We start from the raw sequence: 21,137 nt of genomic DNA, 5'->3' as shown, positions 1-21,137 counted from the left end.
TGTATGAGTGATGCTGCAACGAATTCAGCAACGGGTTCAAATGAACCTTCGTTTGTCATCCAACGTGTTTATTTAAAAGATTTATCACTCGAGCAACCCAATGCCCCCGGTATTTTGTTGGTTGCTAGTGAGCCACAGATTCAGGTGGAATTGGATATTGCGGTTGATCGTTTAAGTGATGAGTTGTTTGAGGTTGCCCTCTTGAGTACAGTCACCGCTCGCGTTGAAGGCAAGGTCATGTTCCTGGTCGAAGCCAAGCAAGCCGGTATTTTTGAGTTTAAAAATATCCCAATTGAGCAAATTGATCCCATGCTTGGTATCACTTGCCCAAGCATCATCTTTCCCTATTTGCGTTCGAACGTTGCTGACATTATTAGTCGTGCTGGCTTTCAGCCCATTCATCTTGCCGATATCAACTTCCATGGCATGTATGAGCATCGTTTGGCTCAGGCCCAGGCAGCTCAGGGAGCGCAAGCCGGTAATGGTGAGGCAGAGAGCAAGATTATTTTGCCCAACTAATGAATATATCGGTCCTAGGGGCAGGAGCATGGGGTACAGCCATTGCTATATCCGCTGCTAGTCACCATTCGGTTTGTCTTTGGGCGCGTAACCCAAATGCTGCCGAAGCTATACGTAGGGAGCAAGAAAATAAGCAGTATTTACCGGCTGTTGCTCTACCCAATGCACTATTGGTTGAGTCCGATTTTGAGAAAGCCGTTAGCCGATTGGGGGCCGACGACCTATTAGTGATTGCGACCCCGATGGCTGGGTTAGCAAGTACAGCAGCCGATGTTTTTAAAACGGCACGACACCCTTTCAATATTTTGTGGCTTTGCAAAGGGTTGGAACCCAAAACCTCCCTACTTCCTCACCAGGTTGTCGGGCGCGAACAAGAGCGGTTCGCCACCCATGCGCATGCAGTGGGTGTTTTATCAGGCCCTAGCTTTGCCCGTGAAGTTGGCGAGGGCTTGCCTTGCGCTTTGACGGTTGCAAGCGCTACACCTGAATTTTGTCTGCGCATACAAACTGCGTTTCACCATGGAAATATTCGGGTGTATGCAAGCGACGATTTGATTGGCGTTGAGCTTGGTGGTGCGGTGAAAAATGTATTAGCGATTGCCGCTGGAATTGGTGATGGTTTGGGATTGGGTATGAATGCCCGTGCTGCCTTATTAACTCGTGGCTTGGCTGAAATGATGCGTTTGGTTAAAGCAGTGGGTGGTAAGAGCGAGACCTGCATGGGGCTGACTGGTTTGGGCGATCTTATTTTGACCGCAACGGGTGATTTATCGCGCAACCGCCGCGTGGGCTTATCGCTTGCTGCTGGTGAACCCTTGGACCGGGTGTTAGCCGCGCTTGGTCATGTGGCTGAGGGTGTCTTGTGTGCGCAAGCCGTGAGTGATTTGGCTAAACAACATCAGGTCGAGATGCCAATTTGCACAACGGTTAGTCACGTACTCAATGGTCAACTGAGTCCCGAGGATGGGGTTCGGACCTTAATGGGCCGCGGGCCTAAATCGGAAACTTAAGCCCCACCCCGGAATTGGTGTTGGCGCCAAGCTTCATAAACCACGACTGCCACTGAGTTTGAAAGATTTAAGCTGCGACTGTTAGGAAGCATTGCTAGCCGCAAATGATTCTCGCGAGGAATGCTAGCACGTACCTCATCACTAATTCCTTTAGTCTCTGATCCAAATACAAAATAATCGTTTGAGTGAAATTCCGAATGAAGTATGGAGCGCTGGCCTTTGGTTGTTAGAGCAAAGACACGCTGCAGATCTGCCTGCGTAGTTGTTAGAAAGTCCGACCAGTTCTCATACAGTTTGAGATTGGCAAACTCATGGTAGTCCAGGCCCGCGCGCTTTAATTTGGCGTGTTCAAGAGGAAAGCCAAGCGGTTTGATGAGATGCAATTGTGCACCGGTATTGGCGCATAAGCGGATGATATTCCCGGTATTGGGTGGGATTTCAGGTTCAAATAAAACGACATTAAACATAGCAGCATCATATTGCACCTAAGATTCCCAAGGGGGTGTGCGTAAGATGGTCCATGCGCTCACCCGTTTTGCCCCAGACTTTTTGAGAGTTGTTGCTAACGAGTGGATGGTTGAGCCAGTGGTCATCACATCATCCACAATGAGGATATGTTGGTCCCGAATCATGGATGCCGCACCCCCTTTCAATGCAAAACGGTCTTGCGTCGATACGGTTCGCTCAGCACGATTAAGGCTTGCCTGAGCAGTGTGGGTTGGGTGGCAAATCACTAGGTTTGGAATGCGTCGGATGGATTTCGGAAGATCAAACCGTTTTGCGATTTCCCATGCTTGATTGAAGCCGCGCGCTGCTAATTTTGTTGGATTTAGCGGTACTGGAATTAAGACATCCGCATCGCATGCTTTGAGAGTATGTTGATGAAATACATTCCACAAGAGGGCAAAGCCACTAGCGCATGCTAGCCTCTTTTGGTACTTTAAAAGGTGAAGCGCTTGACGTAATGGTTCTTGATAGAGGTCGAGATAAGTCACGTGATCAAAGGCTGGCTTTGCTTGTTCACACTGAGCACAAAGTGATTGATGCGGCCTGATTGGTAGCGCACAAACTAGACACGATGGACCAAATTGCAAGCGGTTTTGAGCAATGCGATCGCGACATGGAAAGCATACAATTTCAGCTTGTACTTGCTCGCACACCATGCACAGTGTCGGAATTAAATATTGGGTTGCAGTACGAAGCCAGCTCATCGGGGCGCTGAGTATACTGATTCGATGACCACTTCTCTTTCATGGCTTCGAACTGAGATTCAAGAGCGAATGCTTGATAAGCTAGCGCCCATCAAGCTATCGCCAAAACACATTTTGCTCGAACCTGATTTTTCTGGACTTAATCGCAGAGCATTTATTAAGCGTTTTCCTGGTGCGCAAATTGACACCATCCTTGATCCTCAAACTCAGGGAACGATTCCATTGGGGGTCAAACTTAAACAGGTGCTCGGTCGTGCCTTACTGAATTCAGGCCGAGTATTGGATCGGGGGATTCCAGTCAATGCATCCTACGATTTAATTCTTAGTAATTTATGTTTGCAAAATCGCAGTAACCCAAGTGCCTGGTTGGCGAGCTGTCACCTGCACCTGAGAGAAGGCGGCTTGATTTCATTTGCCTATTTGGGCCCTGATACGGGGAAGGAGCTGCGGGATGCCAACCCGGATGGTAGCCAAATGCAAACCTTGCCAGGTGCCCTCGACATGCACGATATTGGGGATGCCTTAGTTCAGAATCGGTATTCGGACCCTGTGATGGATATGGAATTTCTTCATTTGGAGTACGAAACCGGTCAGGCGCTTTACGAGGATGGCCTAGCTCTGGGACTCATTTCTACGGGAACGCAATTCCATCAGCTTAGGGTTCCGACCCCCCTAAAGTTGACCCTTGAAATCGTTTATGGGCACGCTTGGGTTTTGGCAAAAAATCTTAGTACTGGGGATGCCAAATCGGCATATATTCGCGTAGACGCAATTAAACGTAAATAGTTCCAAAGCTAATTTATAAGTAAGTACTTACATTTAATTATCTATATATAGGGTTTGCCCCAAAGGAAATCACAAAATGACTTCTGTCAAGCAAATCATCCTATAATTCAGTGTCTAATTGGTGATTAGTGGGCGGATAAGCGACTGGAGTTTATTGGGTGCGCTGCTCTTAAATTTGAGAAAAAAATGAATATTCGTAAATTGCTGACAAAAATTTGGCTTGCCCTTGGTTTTGGAATCTGGAGTTTTGCTGTTGCGGCGCAAGATATGCCAGGCGGCCCTAAGGTAAATCAACTCAATTTCCCCGCCCCTGCAACCAAAATTATGGAAGAGATTCATTGGTTGCATTGGATGATGATGATCATTTGCTTGGTGATCTTTATTGGTGTTTTCTCAGTGATGTTTTATTCGATTTACAAGCATCGCAAATCCAAAGGCGCTCAGCCCGCATCGTTTCATGAGAGCACATCTGTTGAAATCATTTGGACCGTCATCCCGCTGCTGATTGTGATTGGCATGGCCCTACCTGCCACCAAAACAGTGGTCGCGATGAAGGACACCACCAATGCAGACATCACCATTAAAACCACGGGCTATCAGTGGAAGTGGGGTTATGACTATATTAAGGGTGAGGGAGAGGGTATCAGCTTCCTTTCGACCATGTCGACTTCACGCGAAGCAATTAATAATCTCGCACCCAAGAGCCCAACCTATCTGATGGAAGTTGATCATGAGATGGTTGTGCCAGTGAATAAAAAGATTCGTTTAATCACAACTGCGAACGATGTGATTCATGCATGGACCGTTCCTGCCTTTGGCGTAAAGCAAGACGCCATTCCTGGCTTTGTGCGTGATACCTGGTTTAGAGCTGAAAAAATTGGCACCTTCCGTGGGCAGTGTTCAGAGCTTTGCGGTGCGCAGCACGCATTTATGCCCATCGTGGTTAGAGTCGTTTCGGATGAGGATTACACCAAGTGGGTTGAAGAAAAGAAAAAAGAAATGGCTGCCAATGCAGATGATCCTAGCAAGGTCTACACCTTAGCTGAGCAAATGGATCGTGGTGCCAAGGTATATGCTGCTAATTGCGCTGCTTGTCATCAAGCCAACGGTAAGGGTGCCGGCGCGTTCCCTGCATTGGATGGCAGCAAGGTTGCCTTAGGTCCGAAAGCGGCTAACTTCAATATTTTGATTAACGGTAAGGGTGCTATGCCTAAATGGGGTGGTGTTATCTCTGATGGAGACTTGGCGGCCGTAATGACCTATTACCGAAATGCATGGGGCAACAAAACGGGTGAAGTGGTTCAAACCCAAGAGTTCGCTACTGTTCGTGCTGGAAAATAATTGAACCTATATAACGAATTGAATTAAACCGGAGCAAATCATGAGCACCATATCCACAACCCACGATCACGCACACGATCATGCCCACGACCATCCACATGGATGGCGTCGCTGGTTGTTTGCAACCAACCACAAAGACATCGGTACGATGTACTTGATCTTCGCATTCGTGAGCCTTCTGGCGGGCGGCGTCATGGCGCTTGGTATTCGCTTGGAGCTTTTCCAGCCCGGATTGCAATATTTACGTCCCGAGTTCTTTAATCAGTTAACTACCATGCACGGCTTGGTGATGGTGTTCGGTGCCATCATGCCCGCTTTCGTGGGTTTTGCAAACTGGATGATTCCTTTGCAAATTGGCGCGTCTGATATGGCGTTTGCTCGCATGAACAATTTCAGTTTCTGGATTCTGCCAGTTGCTGCATTACTTTTGTTTGGTTCATTTTTGGCACCAGGTGGCGCGCCTTCTGGTGGCTGGACCCTGTATGCACCGTTGACCTTGCAAATGGGCCCAGGGATGGATATGGCCATCTTCGCACTTCACTTGTTAGGCGCTTCATCGATCATGGGTTCGATCAACATCATTGTGACCATTTTGAATATGCGCGCACCAGGCATGACACTCATGAAGATGCCAATGTTCTGCTGGACCTGGTTGATTACTGCCTATTTATTAATTGCTGTGATGCCTGTGTTAGCTGGCGCGATCACCATGGTTCTCACCGACCGTCATTTTGGAACTAGCTTCTTCTCTGCAGCTGGTGGTGGTGATCCTGTGATGTACCAGCATATCTTCTGGTTCTTCGGTCACCCCGAGGTTTACATCATGATCTTGCCCGCGTTTGGCATTATCAGCGAGGTGGTTCCTGTTTTTGCTAGAAAGCGTTTGTTTGGCTACGCCTCGATGGTTTATGCCACATCATCTATCGCAATCTTGTCATTTATTGTTTGGGCTCACCACATGTTTACCACTGGTATGCCAGTAACTGGTCAGCTCTTCTTTATGTATGCCACGATGCTGATTGCAGTGCCAACCGGGGTAAAGATTTTTAACTGGGTTGCGACCATGTGGAAAGGGTCAATGACCTTTGAAACCCCCATGTTATGGGCGATTGGATTCATCTTTGTGTTCACGATCGGTGGCTTCACCGGACTAGTTTTGGCAATGGCTCCAATTGATATTGGCTTGCAAGATACCTACTATGTAGTTGCTCACTTCCACTATGTATTGGTGGCAGGTTCGCTCTTTGCGATGTTTGCAGGCTTTTATTACTGGTGTCCAAAGTGGACCGGTCGTATGGCCGATGAGTTCCGGGGTAAGGTTCATTTCTGGGGTTCGATGTTCTTTTTTAACCTCACCTTCTTCCCAATGCACTTCTTGGGTTTAGCAGGTATGCCACGTCGCTATGCGGATTACCCAACTCAGTTTGCTGATTTCAATTTAATTGCTTCAATCGGCGGTCTGGGCTTTGGCTTAATGCAGGTTTATTTCTTGTTGTATGTCGTGTTGCCTGCATACCGTGGCCATGGTAAGAAGGCTCCAGATAATCCATGGGAGACAGCTAATACCTTGGAGTGGACAGTTCCATCGCCCGCACCATTCCACACATTTGAGCAGCCGCCCAAAATTAGCTAATGGCAGCTTACGTGACCGAGCGATCAAATCCTTTGATGAGCAACCGCCGCCTAGCGGCGGTCTTGCTATCGATTGCGTTGACTTTTTTCTTAGGCATCGTATTAAAGTATTGGATCTTAGGTTAGTCATATGGCAAACAATCTAGGCGCTCTCAATAAGCAAATTCTGCTAAAGCTTCTTTTGCTTGCTGTATTGATGTTTGGGTTTGGTTATGCCTTAGTGCCTCTGTATAAAGCCCTTTGTGAAGTGACCGGCATTAATGTTGTCACCAGCAAAAATAATTACGGTGTGCGTGCTTATGGAGCAAGCAAGCCAGGTAATACCCAGGTTGATTACAGTCGAACGATCACGATTGAGTTTGACTCCAACAGTCGCGGCCCCTTTGCTTTTAAGCCGGTTAAGAATTTTCTTGAAGTTCATCCAGGCGAGATGCACGAGATCGTTTATGAAGTCGTTAATACTTTGGATCGCCCAGTCGCTGCTCAGGCGATTCCCAGCTATGCTCCAAAGACCGCTACGGAGTTTTTTACGAAGATCGAATGCTTTTGTTTTCAAGAGCAAGCTCTGACCCCACATCAGATTCGGCAAATGCCGGTGGTATTTATTGTTGATCCCAATCTTCCAAAAGACGTTAAAACAATTACCCTGTCGTATACCTTTTTTGAGACCGGCATACCAAAGCCTGTTGCTAATAGCAAAGAGCCCAAGAAGAAAGTGTCGTCATGAACAAACAGCCCAGCTTCTTTCGCTCAATGCGCGCAGTTTTGTGGGCGTTTTTAGGGATTCGTAATAAAGCAGGATTGCAAAATGATGTTGCAAGCTTGAGTTTTGTGCACATCATCATTGCTGGCGTATTGGGCGCTGTACTATTTATGGCGATCCTTTTGTTGATTGTGAATTTAGTGGTAACCAATTAATTTTTAGTTAGAAAGAGCGCGATGTCATCAAACTCCACACCGTATTATTTTGTCCCGGGCCCCTCAAAATATCCCGTCCTTGCTAGTATTGGACTGCTTGGCTTTGGCGGCGGCATGTCCGCTTGGGTCAATGGCCTCTCATGGGGAGGACCGCTGGTCCTAGCAGCGGTTATTTATGTACTGTTTGTGCTTTATGGTTGGTTTGGTGACGCAATCTCGGAGTCCAATACCGGCAAGAACGGTGTGAACGTCGATGTGTCCTATCGCTGGTCAATGAGCTGGTTCATCTTTTCCGAGATCATGTTCTTTGCCGCTTTCTTTGCGGCCCTATTTTACGCACGCAGTATTACAGTGCCCTGGCTTGGCGATGTGGACAACAAACTCTTGTGGCCTGATTTTGTAGCAGCATGGCCAACCGTTGGTCCTGCTGATCTGGTACAAAAATTTAGCACCATTGGCCCCTGGCCAATTCCAACGATTAATACGCTATTGCTCTTAAGCTCAGGCGTTACCGTGACCTGGGCGCATCATGCCTTACGCGAGGGTAATCGCCAGCATGCCATTTATGGATTGTTTGCCACGGTATTTCTTGGGCTTATTTTCTTGGGTTTTCAGGCTTACGAATACATCCATGCTTATAACGATCTGAACCTGAAACTTACCTCTGGAATTTACGGATCAACCTTCTTCATGCTGACCGGTTTTCATGGATTCCATGTCTTCTTGGGCGGCTTGATGTTGGCGATTATCTTGCGTCGTTTGATTCGTGGTGATTTCACCGCCGAGAATCACTTTGGTTTTGAAGGTGCCGCATGGTATTGGCACTTCGTTGACGTCGTCTGGCTAGGGCTTTACATCGTTATTTACTGGATGTAATGGCGATAAGGCGGCAGCACTTGTTGCCGCCTATTGAGGCACTTTCAGGCCAGTGGACTCAATGAGTCCAAAGTAATGGGCAATCCAAATCCCAATGAATAGTGCAATCGATAAACCAATTCTGAGCATCAGCGAGTGAACCATCCTGGAGCTATTGCCCTTGTCTTTCATCATGAAATACAGTGCTGATCCTAAGCTTGCAATGATGACCAACAGAATTAGAACAATTAGCCATTTCATATTGGTGCCAAACCCTTGAGTTTATTTCGAGTCCTTATTGTAGAGCGAAGAGTCGCAACCATTGCGATGCTGATCGTTCTTGCAATAGGTATTTTGGCTGGCCGCTGGCAGCTCAGTCGTGCGGATCAAAAAATAATCCTCGCTAACCAAATCAGCGCCATGGCCGCTCGAGAGCAGATTGATCTGAATGCCAAAAATTGGACCCTTTCAGAGACTGAGTTTAGGCCGGTGCGAGCGCGTGGTCGTTTTTTGCCCAATGAGGTCGTTTGGCTCGACAATCGTCCGAGCCTAAAGCCCCAAACGGGGCAGACCCAATCTGGATTTTATGTGTTGATGCCACTATTACTCGATGGTCAGGAGGGGCGCGTTGTTTGGGTTAACCGAGGGTGGGCCCCCAGAAATAATCAAGATCGATTGATATTGCCAGGCATTACAACACCTAAGGAGAGTGTAGTCATCGAGGGTGTTGCATTAGCCGGCCCAGGAAGGGTGCTAGAGCTTGGCAATCAACCCAATAGTCAAGCCTCACCCCGGATTCAGCAAAATTTAGACTTGACCTATGAGGCAGGCCGAATGACGTACCCACAATTGCCCTTCATTATTCGTCAAAATGACCCAGATGAAGGTGATGGATTATCCCGAATTTGGCCTGTAGCAACGACAGGCGTCGATCGCCATTATGCTTATGCTTTCCAATGGTTTTCTTTAGGTGCGGCCGCGCTAGCATTTTGGTTCACAACCGGCTTTATGCGATATCGCAATCAAGGTAAATCAAGTTCATAGGGGTTATACAGCGGTGAGTGATCAAGATTTATTAATTCCGGCGAGTCAGCTTGATAAAAAGGCATTGGATGTCCGAACTCGTCGTGGCCGGATTCAAATGATATTGGTGCTACTCGCATGTGCATCGCCAGTGATCGCATCGTATTTGGCTTACTACGTTTATAAGCCTGAGGGTGGAAAGACCAATTACGGTACCTTGATTGTGCCGCCACAGCCAATTAACCCCAGCTGGTTTGAGATTCCATTCAATGGCAAGTGGACCCTGATGGTGGCAAGACCAGCCAGCGAGTGCAAAAAAGGGAATGATGCCTGTATTGAGGTTTTATATCTAATGCGTCAGGTACGCTTAGCGCTTGGTAAACACAAAAATCGTTTGCAATTAGTATGGGTTGTAAATGATCGTGGCCCGGTTGAGGAGGATATTCAGAAGGCCTATGATCAAGAGAATGCTGGGTTTTACATTATTCCCGCTCCCGATCCAAAAAATGAGGCTGGTTGGCAAGCTTGGTTAAATACTCAAAATCTAGGCCAAGGCATTGCTCTGATTGATCCGAGTGGTGAGAAGATGATGGTCTTCCCCGACAAAACCAGCTCGAGTGACTTTGTGAAGATTCGTAAAGATATTGAGCGTCTTCTCAAGTTAAATCGCAAGGGTGAGAAGATATGATGTCTGAAATGGCTCTAATGGTTTTAGAGCTTGCCGGAATCGCCCTCCTGATCGCTGGCTTACCGTTGGCATTCCTTTATTTTAAAAAAGGAATGGGGCTATTTCAAAAGCTCAATTGGACCATCGTTTTTCTAACCTTTGACCTGATTTTGTTTGGTGCATTTACTCGTTTAAGTGATTCTGGTTTAGGGTGTCCAGATTGGCCGGGTTGCTATGGCACATCCAATCCCTTTCGTGCCATTGAAGAAATTCGGGCGGCAGAAGCTGCAATGCCCACAGGGCCGGTAACGGTCTTTAAAGCATGGGTTGAAATGATTCATCGCTATTTGGCAATGAGCGTTGGGTTTTTAATCATTATTCAAGTCATCATGGCATTTAAGCAGCCCAGCGCAGGCCGTTCCTTAGCAATTAGAGGCAGTTTGTTTTTGCTGGTCTTGGTTTGTTTGCAGGGTGCATTTGGAGCCTGGACCGTGACCCTCAAGCTTCAACCAATCATTGTGAGCATGCATCTCATTTTGGCATTGATATTATTTGCCAGCATGGTGTGGTTTGCGCAACGTAATGATGCTCGCTATTCAAGTGATTCCAGGACGATCTCAAGCCTATCTGGTGGTCTTGTACTCATTGCTATCGTTGCGCTCTTTGCTCAAATTTTTCTAGGGGCGTGGGTTAGTACCAACTATGCTGTTTTGGCTTGCCCTGATTTTCCAACTTGTATGGGTGTTTGGTATCCCAATATGGATTGGCAAAATGCATTTTTCTTATGGCGCGATTTGGGTGAGGCTAAATCCGGTGAGATGATCCCGATGGCAGCATTAGTCACAATCCACTGGACCCATCGCGTCGGAGCTATTTTTGCCTCCGCCGTTTTACTCTTCGTTGCTATAAAAGTCATTCGATATCCGGAGCCAAAGGTTCAATTTTGGGGGAAAGCCATCATTGCATTGCTTGCATTGCAAATCGCAACCGGTATATCCAATGTAGTCTTTCAATGGCCATTAGTGGCTGCTTTATTGCATACCAGTGGTGCGGCAGCCATTCTATTTTGCTTGGTGCGCTTAAGTGCGTGGAGTAATAACTATTTTTTATCCGGTAAGCCCTTGCAACGAGGGTCTGCATGAGCACTGATTTTGTTCGTCCTCCCATGCCTCGTTGGAGGCAGTACTGGGTACTAACCAAGCCAAGGGTCACTCAGCTTGCGGTATTTTGCGCCATTATTGGCATGTTTTTGGCAACCCCCGGAATGGTTCCCTGGTCGATATTAATTGGTGGGTCGATTGGCATTTGGTTGCTTGCGGGCGCAGCCTTTGCAGTGAACTGTCTGATTGAGCAGGCAGTGGATGCCAAAATGCGTCGAACCGCATGGCGCCCCTCGGCAACGGGCGAGATTACCCCTTGGCAAATTATTATTTTCTCTTGCATTTTGGGGGCCGCGGGGATGGCGGTTCTGTGGATTTATACCAATCCACTAACGATGTGGCTTACCTTTGCAACCTTTGTGGGGTATGCCGTTATTTATACCTGGTTCTTAAAGCCGGCAACCCCCCAAAACATCGTGATTGGTGGGCTTTCTGGTGCCATGCCACCCGCATTAGGTTGGGTAGCTGTTACTAATCAATTATCAGCAGAAGCATGGTTATTGGTTCTGATCATTTTTGTGTGGACCCCACCGCATTTTTGGGCATTGGCTCTTTATCGACGCGAAGATTATGTTCAGGCAGGCTTGCCAATGTTACCAGTCACTCATGGTGAGCGATTTACCTTACTGAATATCTTGCTCTATACGCTCATCTTATTGGCAGCCTCGATTCTTCCGTATGTCTATGGAATGAGCGGCTTATTCTATTTGGTTTGCGCCCTGATTCTTAGCGGTATTTTTGTGATGTATGCAATCCGCCTCTATCAAGACTATAGCGATCAATTGGCTCGCAAGACATTTAAGTATTCAATTAGTTATTTAGCTTTATTGTTTGCTGCTATCCTAATCGATCATTACTTATAGCCCATGAAAAAACTAGTTCTTTTATTTACCGTGTTTTTGTTGGCAGCTTGTTCAAAGCCTAGCTTTAAGAACGTTGATATTACCGGCAGTAAATCATTTGGTTCAAATTTTGAACTTTTGGATCCCAGCGGTCAGGTGAAAACCATGGCTGATTTCAAAGGTAAGGCCGTATTAATTTTCTTTGGCTATACCCACTGCCCAGATGTTTGTCCTGCGACATTAGTTGAAATGCAAGAGGTCATGAAAACCTTAGGCCCATTATCCGATCGGGTGCAAGTTATTTTTATTACAGTTGACCCGCAGCGAGATACTGCAGAGCTAATGGCGCAATACCCTCCTGCATTTGATCCCCGATTTATTGGGCTGAGACCGGCTAACGATGAGGCGCTTGCTAAGGTCGCAAAAGATTTCAAGGTGTATTACAACAAGGTTCCAGGCAGCAATCCTAAAAATTACACAATGGACCATACCGCCGGAAGTTATGTGTTTGATCCAAACGGTAACTTACGCCTTTACGTTAAGCATGGGCAAGGCGCGGAGCCGATTGCCCATGACCTAAAACTGCTACTTCAATAATTCTTAGTGAAGTGTTGGGCTTTCATCTTTTAAGAGTGTGCGCAACTTCTTAAAAGCAGCGACCTCAATTTGACGCACCCGTTCAGCAGAGATACCAAATTCTTTGGCAAGATCATGCAAAGTCTTACCGCCTTGGCCTTCTGCATCGACTGCTAACCAACGGCTTTCAACAATCGCACGGCTACGCTCATCTAGGGCATGAAGTGCTTCCAAGAGTTTTGGACCATGCAAGGAGTAGGATTCATTTTGCTCAATGACGGCAGTTGGCTCTTGGCTCTCATCGGTTAACCAATGGATTGGCGCAAAGCTTTCTTCATCTTGGCTATCGCCCTCGATAGCGATATCGCCTCCTGCAAGCCGAATTTCCATTTCTTTTACGTCAGCACCGCGAACATCAAGCGCTTTTGCCAAGGACTCAATTTCATCATTGCTCAAGGCATTTGCAGAAAGTTTATTGCTGCGTAAATTGAAAAAAAGTTTGCGTTGTGCTTTGGTCGTTGCTACTTTGACTAGACGCCAGTTCTTTAGGATGTACTCATGGATCTCCGCTTTGATCCAGTGAATGGCATATGAAACGAGTCGCACCCCTTGGTTGGGGTCGTAGCGTTTCACTGCTTTCATCAAACCAATATTGCCCTCTTGAATGAGGTCAGCATGCGGAATGCCGTAACCCAAGTATTGACGCGCAACCGACGCAACCAGTCGTAAGTGCGATAAAACCAGTTGTCGCGCGGCGTCTAAATTTTCGGAGCGGCGATATTCTTGCGCCAAGGTGTATTCCTGGGCAGCACTTAGCATCGGTAAGCGATTAATGTGTGCCAAATAGGCATCAATCGTACCGACTCCAAGGGATGGTAGAGCTGGCATTGCAAGAGCGATGCTAGAAGAGCCCGTTTTTCGTGTATTCATGATGGTGTTCAAAGTCATCGTTTAATAGATCAGTTTGAGTTTAGACTGAACCATTTTAGCACTCTTGTCAAGAGAGTGCTAATCGATCGATTGAACTATAAATTATTGATTTGTATAGCTATTCTACGAGCTCTTGGGCATAGGCTTTGGCTGAAAATAACTCCAAATCACCCAATTGCTCCCCCTTGCCAAGGGCGTAGACATAGGTTTTCGGGCCCCCTGTTTGGGAGGGGTTTTGCAACTCATTGCGAAGTGCACAAACTACCCCGCCTTTGGCGGTGCCATCCAATTTGGTGACGATAAGGCCATGGAGGCCAATCGCGTTCCGAAAGGCCAAAACTTGGGCAATTCCATTTTGACCTGTATTGCCATCAAGGACCAAGACAATTTGATGGGGAGCATCGGGTATCAGTTTGGTAATCACCCGCTTTACCTTCTTTAGCTCCTCCATCAGATTCGCTTGAGTGGCGAGTCGGCCAGCGGTATCAATTAGCACAACATCAACCTGGCGCGACAGGGCAGCCTGGATAGCATCATGTGCAATCGCACCTGCATCGCCACTCTCTTGGCTAAGCACTTGTACTTGATTGCGCTCACCCCATTCCTTGAGCTGATTACGCGCTGCCGCTCGAAATGTATCCCCAGCAGCGAGGAGTACTGATTTTCCTTGAGCCTGAAAGTGATGGCATAGTTTTCCAATTGATGTGGTTTTGCCAGCACCATTGACCCCTACAATCAGCCAAACTTCAGGCTTGGTATGCGCCGCAGAGTGGATTAAAGGATTTTCCGGGGGTTCTAGGTCGCTCAAAAGATGGCTGAGCTCATCAACCAGAACTGACTTTAAATCCTCAGAATTTGTAATGGAATGCTGTTTGGCCGATTTGCGTAGACTAGCTATTAGAGCGGTTGATGTCGAAACACCAACATCGGCTTTGATCAGTAATTCTTCTAAATGATCGAACCAGGCTTCATCCACTCGGTTACGAGTAAAGAGTGAGCTAAGTGTTTTACGTAAACCAAACATTGTCGATACAATCCAAAAGAGTGATCTTAACTAGATAATTCATGCATCCAAACCATTCATGATAGCGAAATTCCAGTTTAGCAACCCAATATCGAGAGCTATGAAGCAGGCATTGATTGCCTTGGCTAGCTTTGGCTTACTTGTTTCAGGGAATGCTTTTGCGACTCAGTCAGATACGCATGAGTATCGACTCAAGAATGGCTTGCGCCTAATCGTGCGAGAGGATCATCGGGCGCCTACGGTTGTACATATGGTGTGGTATCGCGCTGGATCGATGGATGAGGTGAATGGCAAAACAGGTGTTGCCCATGTGCTTGAACACATGATGTTCAAGGGAACTAAAACGGTGAAATCAGGTGAGTTCTCGAGAATGGTCGCTGCTGTAGGCGGACGTGAGAACGCCTTTACCGCACGCGACTTCACCGGATATTTTCAGCAGATTGAGAAATCAAAGCTGGCAGAAGTGATGCGGCTTGAAGCCGATCGAATGGCTAATCTGCAATTTTCTGATGAGGAGTTTGGGCGAGAGCTTCAGGTGGTGATGGAAGAGCGACGCTTACGTACGGAAGATAATCCATCGAGTTTGATGCGTGAGTTACTGATGGCAACGGCATTTATTAGCTCTCCGTATCGTCATCCCATTATTGGCTGGATGAACGACTTGCAAAATATGCAGCCTGCCGATGCGCGACAGTGGTATCGCGACTGGTATGCACCGAATAATGCTGTGGTTGTGGTAGCGGGTGATGTTAATCCGCTGGCAGTGAAAGCATTGGTTGAAAAGTACTACGGACCCATACCAGCAAAAAAATTACCAGAGCGCAAACCTCAGCTCGAACCTGAACAAAAAGGCGAGAAGCGTGCCGTTTTGAAAGCTCCTGCTGAGAGTCCACAAATCATGATGGCATGGAAAGTTCCCAAACTGGATCCCAAAAAAATGGATGAAGTGGATCCTTACGCATTACTAGTATTATCTGCCGTCTTAAGTGGGCACGATAACTCACGGTTAAATCGAGAGCTAGTTCGCAATCAACGACTTGCAAATAGCGCTGGGGCAAGCTATGAATTAATTAGCCGCGGGCCAGAGCTTTTTGTGATTGGTGCAACAGCAGCCAAGGGCCAAACAGTACAAGACCTTGAAAAGGGTATTGTCAAGACCTTACGCGATATTGCCAATCAAGGGGTTACTGAATCGGAGTTAAAGCGGATTAAGGCGCAATTGCTCGCTTCACAAATATACAAACGCGATTCAATTTTTGCTCAAGCCATGGAGATTGGCAGTTCAGAGATGGCTGATGTCTCTTGGCGAGATTTGGATCGGATGATTGAGCGAATCCAATTAATTCAATCGGATCAAATCCAACGCGCAATTAATACGTATTTTGTCAACGATGGTTTAACCATTGTGACCTTGGATCCCCAGCCACGTTCAATGCTTGCAAAGCCGCGTGGAATGTCAGGTAGTTTGCGCCATTAAAAGGGAAGACAATGCATCGTATTCATCTTATTTTTAAAGGACTAATCGGCTTAATCGCAACGTTATTTGTAGTTTCAGCGCATGCAGTATTGCCAATCCAAGCGATTCCCTTAAGCAATGGTACAAACGCTTATTTGATTCAAACGAACGCCATACCAATGGTTGATATTGAAATTAGTATTGATGCGGGAAGTCGCTACGACCCGAAAGATCAAAGTGGTCTAGCATCCTTGACCGCTGCGATGCTGATCCGCGGCATTCAGTGGCAGGGCGGTATTTTGAATGAGGCTCAACAGGCAGATGCAATTGCAGAACTAGGAGCCAGTATTAGTGCGTCTGCTTCAGGTGAGAGAGCCATCGTGCGCGCTCGATCACTGAGTAAACCCGATATTTTTGATCCACTCCTGCAACTTCTAGTAGCTAGTGTATCGAAACCTATCTTTGATTCATCGATTCTGATGCGTGAGAAGCAGCGCGTTAGTGCTGCGATTCAGGAGGGCGATACGAAACCGGAAGTTGTTCTGCAAAAACGGTTTCGTCAGGAGGTATTCGGAAATTATCCCTTAGCGCGATCCCCTAGCATTGAATCGATTGCAGCAATTCAGGGGGGCGATCTAGCGCGATTTCATCAGGATTTTTATCGTCAAGACCGAGTCATTGTGAACATTGTAGGCAATGTCGATCCAGCCAAGGCTAAACAAATTGCTGAACAAATTATTAATGCATTGCCCGTTAAGGGCCCAGCTATTCCTGCATTACCACCTTTGGAACGCTCACCAATAGAGCCAGAATCCAAGCGCTTGGTCCGAATTCCGTTTCAAACACAGCAAACCCATATTGCGATGGGTATGACCGCCATTACTCGGGATAATCCTGACTATTTCCCCTTACTCGTTGGAAACTATGTTTTGGGTGGCGGGGGCTTTGTATCTCGTTTAGTTGGTGAGGTTCGAGATAAGCGCGGATTTGCTTATAGCGTATTCAGTTACTTTCAACCGGGGCGCGATACCGGAACCTTTGAAGCAGGCTTGCAAACCCGTAATGATCAAGCAGATCAAGCTCTGAATGTATTGCAAGAGACCATTGCACGCTTTATTGAAGATGGTCCAAGCGATGCAGAATTAGCGGCTGCTAAAGCAAACTTAATCAATGGCTATCCATTGCGACTCGATAGTAATCGTAAATTACTTGATAACCTTTCAGCGATTACTTGGAATCAACTACCACTCAATACCCTCGATGTATGGACACAACAAGTCGCAGCGGTCAAAAAGGATGATGTGCGTAATGCGTTTAAACGACACTTAGATATGCGCAGAATGATCAGTGTTCTTGTTGGGGGCGCACCCTAATTGGCACTCAGCCACCGAATTCGGATTATTGGCGGTGTGTGGCGTAGCCGGCAGATTCAGGTTTTAGATCAGCAGGATTTGCGTCCTAGTTCTGATCGGGTTCGTGAAACGCTTTTTAATTGGTTGGGCCCAGACCTTAGCGGTCTCAAGGCAATTGATGTGTTTGCTGGTTCTGGGGCTCTTGGTTTTGAGGCCGCTTCTCGATCAGTTGACGAGGTGGTATTGATTGAGAACGATAAACGAATCTATAACCAGCTTTTGACGCAGTATCAACTCCTGACTTCTTATCCAACTCGTGGGGAAGTGAAAATCCTTCATGGGGATGGCGTTGCTTATTTAGAGGGCGCTCGTGATCAGTCGGCCCAGTTGATTTTTCTGGATCCCCCATTTAGTCAACCCGACTTACTCATTCGCGCAGCACAAGAGGCCGGTCGCGTGTGTCACGATCAAGGACGGGGCGGAATCTATATTGAATGCCCCAATTCCTTTGATCTGACTGAATTGGAAGGTTTATTACCCAATTGGACCCTTATTAAATCGATGGAAACAGCCCAAGTAAAAGCCGTATTGTTTCGCCGCAGTTCGAGCTAAACTCCTGTTTATCCATATAAATAAGGGGGTCTTTATGACCATTGCTGTCTATCCAGGAACCTTTGACCCATTTACCCGTGGTCATGAAGATTTGGTTCGGCGCGCCTCAAGTATTTTTACCAAGCTGATTGTCGGGGTGGCTGATAGTAAAAATAAGCGTCCTATTTTTACACTTGAGGAACGGATTGAAATTGCCAAAGAGGTATTGAGCCATTATCCGAATGTTGAAATTGCAGGATTTTCTGGATTGCTGAAAGACTTTGCTCGAGAGCATTCTGCTCGAGTGATTGTGCGCGGTTTACGTGCTGTATCGGATTTTGAGTATGAGTTTCAGATGGCTGGTATGAATCGTTACCTACTACCAGATGTGGAAACTTTATTTTTGACCCCATCGGATCAATATCAATTTATTTCCGGTACCTTTGTCCGAGAAATTGCGCTCATGGGTGGCGATGTGAGTAAGTTTGTCTTTCCCTCAGTGGAAAAATGGTTACAAAAGAAGAACGCCCAAATTAAATCCACTTAAGCTATTCTGATCATTCTTTTGGGGATATCAATATGGCGTTAATGATTACAGACGAGTGCATCAACTGTGATGTCTGTGAACCGGAATGCCCAAATGATGCGATTTATATGGGGATTGAGATCTATGAAATCGATCCCAATAAATGCACCGAGTGCGTGGGGCATTTTGATGCTCCTCAGTGCCGTCAGGTCTGCCCAGTCGATTGTATTCCGTTTAATCCCGATTATTCTGAAACCCAAGAGCAGTTACTCGAAAAATACAAAGTCTTGAGTGCTCTCAAGCAGACCAATTAAATGATCTAATTTGGGCCGTGCAGAATTTGCATAGCATCCTGTGTATTGCCCTCAAGAACGAGGGGCAAAATACTAATTGCTTTCGTGATGACCGCATCTAATTTATCTTGCTCTTCTGCGCTTGGTTTTTTTAGCACATAGTCGGCAACATCCATTCTTGCTAGATTGCCGGGTAGATCGCGTGGGTGACCAATCCCAAAGCGGAGTCGCCAGAATTCGGGGCTTGATAAATGCTGTTGAATGTCTTTTAAGCCATTGTGACCGCCATTGCCCCCACCTTTTTTTAGACGCGCCGTGCCAGCTTTGAGATCCAGCTCATCATGGACTACTAGTACCTCACTCGCCCCGATCTTATGAAAGCGACATAGGGGAGCAACGGCTTCCCCGCTGAGATTCATATAGGTATCAGGTTCTAACAAGTAAATATCATGACCTTTAATTTGGATTTTTGCGATTCGACCATTAAATCGTTTTTCTGGCTGAAGAAATTGTTTATGTTGAGCAGCCAGACGATCCACAAACCAAAACCCTGCATTGTGACGGTCGGCCTCATGCTTTGATCCAGGATTTCCGAGTCCAACAATTAAACGAATCATTTTTATCAGTAGGTTGAGGCTAAGTGATCCAACTATAAACGACTTCAACTAGGCAATAAAAAACCCGCATCAAGCGGGTTTCTATGAGAGTGAAACGATTTAGCTCTTCGCTTCTTTATCAGCAGCTGGTGCAGCAGCCTCTGCAGCTGGTGCAGCCTCAGCACCTGGTTCTGGTTCTGCTTTAACCGCTGGAACGCGAGCGTTTGCGATCACAGGGTTTTCTTGCTCGACATGCAGGACTAGGCTAACGCCCTTGGGTAGTGCAACGTCCTTGGCATGAATCGATTGGCCCACCACAATTTTGCTTAGATCCACTTCCAAGAACTCGGGAAGATCGCCTGGCAAGCAAGTGATTTCGATTTCATTAGCAACGTGACTAACAACTGCTCCACCAAACTTAACCGCTTCTGATTCTTCAGCACCCTTAAAGTGCAGAGGAACGCGCATATGAATTTTTTCACTGGCTGATACACGCTGGAAGTCAACGTGCAAAACCAATGCTTTAAATGGATGCATCTGGTAATCACGCAATAAGGCTTTTTGTGATTTACCGTTTAATTCGATATCCAAAATGGATGAATGGAAAGCTTCTTTCCGCAAGGCGTGGAATAAAGCGTTATGGTCTAACTCGATTGCGCAGGGAGATTCTTGCTTTCCGCCATAGATAATTCCGGGGGTTTTCCCAGAATTGCGCAGGCGGCGGCTCGCACCAGTGCCCTGTACGCTTCGTTCAAATGCTACTACTTTCATGATGACTCCAAATTAAGGGTTAATTTCCGTCCGCGACCAAACGGAAAGCCTTAAATTATAGCTTGAAAGAGTAAAAATTCGGTAGAAATCAGTTGCTTAGGAAGCTAATCGGCAAAAAGCGACATGACCGAGTCACCTTTGGTAATTCGCGAAATCGTCTCTGCCAGCAGCGGGGCAACACTTAACTGCCTGATTTTATTGACGGATTTTGTATCTTGTTTCAATGGAATCGTGTCAGTAACCACTAACTCATCAATTTCAGATCCTGCAATGCGAGCAGCTGCGCCTCCAGATAGAACCGGGTGCGTGCAATAGGCTGTCACGCTTTTGGCGCCCCGTTCTTTTAGAACCTCAGCCGCCTTGCAAAGAGTCCCGCCCGTATCAATAATGTCGTCCATGATGACGCAGTGACGGTTTTCCACTTCACCAATTAAATGCATCACTTCCGAGACATTAGGTTTTGGTCTGCGTTTATCAATAATGGCCAGATCACAGCTTAATTGCTTGGCAAAAGCCCGGGCGCGTACCACACCGCCAATGTCGGGCGATACCACGGTCAGGTCAGGCTGATTTTTTGCTCGTAGGTCCCCTAAGAGGACGGGGGAGGCATAGATATTGTCGACCGGGATATCAAAAAATCCTTGGATCTGGTCTGCGTGCAAGTCCATTGTTAGAACGCGCTCTACGCCTGCAACTGACTGCAGCATATTGGCCACAATTCTGGCAGAAATCGCAACCCGCGCAGAGCGGGGGCGGCGGTCTTGGCGGGCATAACCAAAGTAGGGGATGACCGCAGTAATCCGGTTGGCCGATGCCCTTTTAAGGGCATCAATCATGATCATGAGTTCCATGAGGTTATCGTTGGTCGGATCGCAGGTCGACTGGATCACAACAACATTCTTGCCGCGCACGTTTTCCTGGATTTCAACCTGGATTTCACCATCAGAAAAACGGCCAACGAAGGCCTTTCCTAGCTGCAACTGCATCTGGCTAGCAACGGCCTGTGCAAGTGCGGGATTGGCGTTGCCAGTGAAAATTGTGAGCGCGTCAGAGTTCAT

General features: G+C 46.9%; 27 protein-coding genes. 19 read left to right on the top strand and 8 right to left on the bottom strand.

Translation table 11 applies throughout. The annotated features are described in order from the left end of the window. The first annotated feature begins 3 nt into the window (after positions 1–3). Positions 4–519 carry a protein-export chaperone SecB gene (secB, locus tag AOC32_RS09150; RefSeq protein WP_108509157.1) on the top strand — a complete coding sequence of 172 codons (516 nt, stop codon included), beginning with the start codon at positions 4–6 and terminating at the stop codon, positions 517–519. Next, entirely contained in the window at positions 519–1,529 is a 1,011-nt protein-coding gene (locus AOC32_RS09145) for an NAD(P)H-dependent glycerol-3-phosphate dehydrogenase (RefSeq protein ID WP_108509156.1), read from the top strand. Before secB ends, AOC32_RS09145 begins: the two co-directional genes overlap by 1 nt. On the opposite strand, the gene trmL is transcribed toward AOC32_RS09145, so the two are convergent. Together trmL and AOC32_RS09135 are read right to left on the bottom strand one after the other, a co-directional pair. After that, entirely contained in the window at positions 1,526–1,996 is a 471-nt protein-coding gene (trmL, locus tag AOC32_RS09140; RefSeq protein WP_108509155.1) for a tRNA (uridine(34)/cytosine(34)/5-carboxymethylaminomethyluridine(34)-2'-O)-methyltransferase TrmL, read from the bottom strand. The genes AOC32_RS09145 and trmL overlap by 4 nt on opposite strands. Before the next feature lie 18 nt (positions 1,997–2,014). After that, entirely contained in the window at positions 2,015–2,740 is a 726-nt protein-coding gene (locus tag AOC32_RS09135) for a ComF family protein (RefSeq protein ID WP_108509154.1), read from the bottom strand. Between the two features lie 24 nt (positions 2,741–2,764). On the opposite strand from AOC32_RS09135, the gene AOC32_RS09130 reads away from it, so the two are divergent. The 7 genes from AOC32_RS09130 (at position 2,765) to AOC32_RS09105 (ending at position 8,293) form a co-directional block, all read left to right on the top strand. Then, on the top strand, positions 2,765–3,526 hold the full coding sequence (locus AOC32_RS09130; protein ID WP_108509153.1) for a methyltransferase domain-containing protein: 762 nt from the start codon (positions 2,765–2,767) through the stop codon (positions 3,524–3,526). A 267-nt stretch (positions 3,527–3,793) separates the two neighbouring features. Further along, on the top strand, positions 3,794–4,867 hold the full coding sequence (gene coxB / locus AOC32_RS09125) for a cytochrome c oxidase subunit II (RefSeq protein WP_407675557.1): 1,074 nt from the start codon (positions 3,794–3,796) through the stop codon (positions 4,865–4,867). Between the two features lie 40 nt (positions 4,868–4,907). Beyond that, positions 4,908–6,500, top strand: coding sequence for a cytochrome c oxidase subunit I (gene ctaD / locus AOC32_RS09120; RefSeq protein ID WP_108509151.1), 1,593 nt, complete (start codon positions 4,908–4,910; stop codon positions 6,498–6,500). Further along, on the top strand, positions 6,500–6,625 hold the full coding sequence (locus tag AOC32_RS09890; protein WP_234409749.1) for a cytochrome oxidase small assembly protein: 126 nt from the start codon (positions 6,500–6,502) through the stop codon (positions 6,623–6,625). Before ctaD ends, AOC32_RS09890 begins: the two co-directional genes overlap by 1 nt. Positions 6,626–6,629: 4 nt before the next feature. Continuing rightward, positions 6,630–7,226 (top strand): cytochrome c oxidase assembly protein, encoded by a 597-nt coding sequence (locus AOC32_RS09115; RefSeq protein WP_108509150.1) that lies wholly within the window; start codon positions 6,630–6,632, stop codon positions 7,224–7,226. Beyond that, positions 7,223–7,417: a DUF2970 domain-containing protein gene (locus tag AOC32_RS09110; RefSeq protein WP_108509149.1), complete on the top strand. Its 195-nt coding sequence runs from the start codon at positions 7,223–7,225 to the stop codon at positions 7,415–7,417. The genes AOC32_RS09115 and AOC32_RS09110 overlap by 4 nt, the downstream gene beginning before the upstream one ends. A 21-nt stretch (positions 7,418–7,438) precedes the next feature. After that, positions 7,439–8,293 (top strand): cytochrome c oxidase subunit 3, encoded by an 855-nt coding sequence (locus AOC32_RS09105; protein WP_108509148.1) that lies wholly within the window; start codon positions 7,439–7,441, stop codon positions 8,291–8,293. A 30-nt stretch (positions 8,294–8,323) separates the two neighbouring features. Here AOC32_RS09105 and AOC32_RS09100 read toward each other — a convergent pair whose 3' ends face one another. Continuing rightward, positions 8,324–8,533: a twin transmembrane helix small protein gene (locus tag AOC32_RS09100; protein ID WP_108509147.1), complete on the bottom strand. Its 210-nt coding sequence runs from the start codon at positions 8,531–8,533 to the stop codon at positions 8,324–8,326. Between the two features lie 66 nt (positions 8,534–8,599). On the opposite strand from AOC32_RS09100, the gene AOC32_RS09095 reads away from it, so the two are divergent. The 5 genes from AOC32_RS09095 to AOC32_RS09075 are packed head-to-tail and all read left to right on the top strand — an operon-like array spanning position 8,600 to position 12,561. After that, positions 8,600–9,316, top strand: coding sequence for an SURF1 family protein (locus tag AOC32_RS09095; RefSeq protein WP_108509146.1), 717 nt, complete (start codon positions 8,600–8,602; stop codon positions 9,314–9,316). 13 nt (positions 9,317–9,329) lie between these two features. Beyond that, positions 9,330–9,983, top strand: coding sequence for a hypothetical protein (locus AOC32_RS09090; RefSeq protein WP_108509145.1), 654 nt, complete (start codon positions 9,330–9,332; stop codon positions 9,981–9,983). Continuing rightward, positions 9,980–11,104, top strand: coding sequence for a COX15/CtaA family protein (locus AOC32_RS09085; RefSeq protein WP_234409748.1), 1,125 nt, complete (start codon positions 9,980–9,982; stop codon positions 11,102–11,104). Before AOC32_RS09090 ends, AOC32_RS09085 begins: the two co-directional genes overlap by 4 nt. Next, a complete protein-coding gene (gene cyoE / locus AOC32_RS09080; RefSeq protein ID WP_108509144.1) occupies positions 11,101–11,985 on the top strand; it encodes a heme o synthase in 885 nt (294 codons plus the stop codon). Before AOC32_RS09085 ends, cyoE begins: the two co-directional genes overlap by 4 nt. Positions 11,986–11,988: 3 nt before the next feature. Next, positions 11,989–12,561 (top strand): SCO family protein, encoded by a 573-nt coding sequence (locus AOC32_RS09075; protein ID WP_108509143.1) that lies wholly within the window; start codon positions 11,989–11,991, stop codon positions 12,559–12,561. 3 nt (positions 12,562–12,564) lie between these two features. Here the strand turns inward: AOC32_RS09075 and rpoH are convergent, their stop codons facing one another. Together rpoH and ftsY are read right to left on the bottom strand one after the other, a co-directional pair. Then, a complete protein-coding gene (gene rpoH / locus AOC32_RS09070; protein ID WP_234409747.1) occupies positions 12,565–13,470 on the bottom strand; it encodes an RNA polymerase sigma factor RpoH in 906 nt (301 codons plus the stop codon). A gap of 118 nt (positions 13,471–13,588) precedes the next feature. Then, positions 13,589–14,494, bottom strand: coding sequence for a signal recognition particle-docking protein FtsY (ftsY, locus tag AOC32_RS09065; protein WP_108509141.1), 906 nt, complete (start codon positions 14,492–14,494; stop codon positions 13,589–13,591). A gap of 100 nt (positions 14,495–14,594) precedes the next feature. On the opposite strand from ftsY, the gene AOC32_RS09060 reads away from it, so the two are divergent. From AOC32_RS09060 to AOC32_RS09040, 5 genes are read left to right on the top strand one after another with little or no spacing between them, the layout of a single operon-like run. Beyond that, entirely contained in the window at positions 14,595–15,971 is a 1,377-nt protein-coding gene (locus AOC32_RS09060; RefSeq protein WP_108509140.1) for a M16 family metallopeptidase, read from the top strand. A gap of 11 nt (positions 15,972–15,982) precedes the next feature. Further along, positions 15,983–17,323 carry a M16 family metallopeptidase gene (locus AOC32_RS09055; protein WP_108509139.1) on the top strand — a complete coding sequence of 447 codons (1,341 nt, stop codon included), beginning with the start codon at positions 15,983–15,985 and terminating at the stop codon, positions 17,321–17,323. Then, positions 17,324–17,914: a 16S rRNA (guanine(966)-N(2))-methyltransferase RsmD gene (rsmD, locus tag AOC32_RS09050; protein ID WP_108509138.1), complete on the top strand. Its 591-nt coding sequence runs from the start codon at positions 17,324–17,326 to the stop codon at positions 17,912–17,914. It begins immediately after the preceding gene. Positions 17,915–17,948: 34 nt separating this feature from the next. Beyond that, entirely contained in the window at positions 17,949–18,440 is a 492-nt protein-coding gene (gene coaD / locus AOC32_RS09045; protein WP_108509137.1) for a pantetheine-phosphate adenylyltransferase, read from the top strand. Between the two features lie 32 nt (positions 18,441–18,472). Next, complete coding sequence (locus AOC32_RS09040) at positions 18,473–18,733, top strand: YfhL family 4Fe-4S dicluster ferredoxin (protein WP_108509136.1); 261 nt, start codon at positions 18,473–18,475, stop codon at positions 18,731–18,733. Between the two features lie 5 nt (positions 18,734–18,738). On the opposite strand, the gene pth is transcribed toward AOC32_RS09040, so the two are convergent. From pth to AOC32_RS09025, 3 genes are all read right to left on the bottom strand, one after another. Continuing rightward, positions 18,739–19,329, bottom strand: a complete 591-nt coding sequence (pth, locus tag AOC32_RS09035) for an aminoacyl-tRNA hydrolase (RefSeq protein ID WP_108509135.1) — start codon at positions 19,327–19,329, stop codon at positions 18,739–18,741. Positions 19,330–19,428: 99 nt separating this feature from the next. Continuing rightward, the gene (locus tag AOC32_RS09030) at positions 19,429–20,079 is read right to left on the bottom strand and encodes a 50S ribosomal protein L25/general stress protein Ctc (RefSeq protein ID WP_108509134.1); all 651 of its coding nucleotides are present in this window, start codon (positions 20,077–20,079) and stop codon (positions 19,429–19,431) included. Between the two features lie 104 nt (positions 20,080–20,183). After that, the gene (locus AOC32_RS09025; RefSeq protein WP_108509133.1) at positions 20,184–21,137 is read right to left on the bottom strand and encodes a ribose-phosphate pyrophosphokinase; all 954 of its coding nucleotides are present in this window, start codon (positions 21,135–21,137) and stop codon (positions 20,184–20,186) included.

It is taken from the genome of Polynucleobacter acidiphobus, from assembly GCF_003065385.1.
GTDB classification, from domain to species: Bacteria; Pseudomonadota; Gammaproteobacteria; order Burkholderiales; family Burkholderiaceae; genus Polynucleobacter; species Polynucleobacter acidiphobus.
Note: the sequence above shows the minus strand (reverse complement) of the source record. Positions and strands in the feature narration are given on the sequence as shown.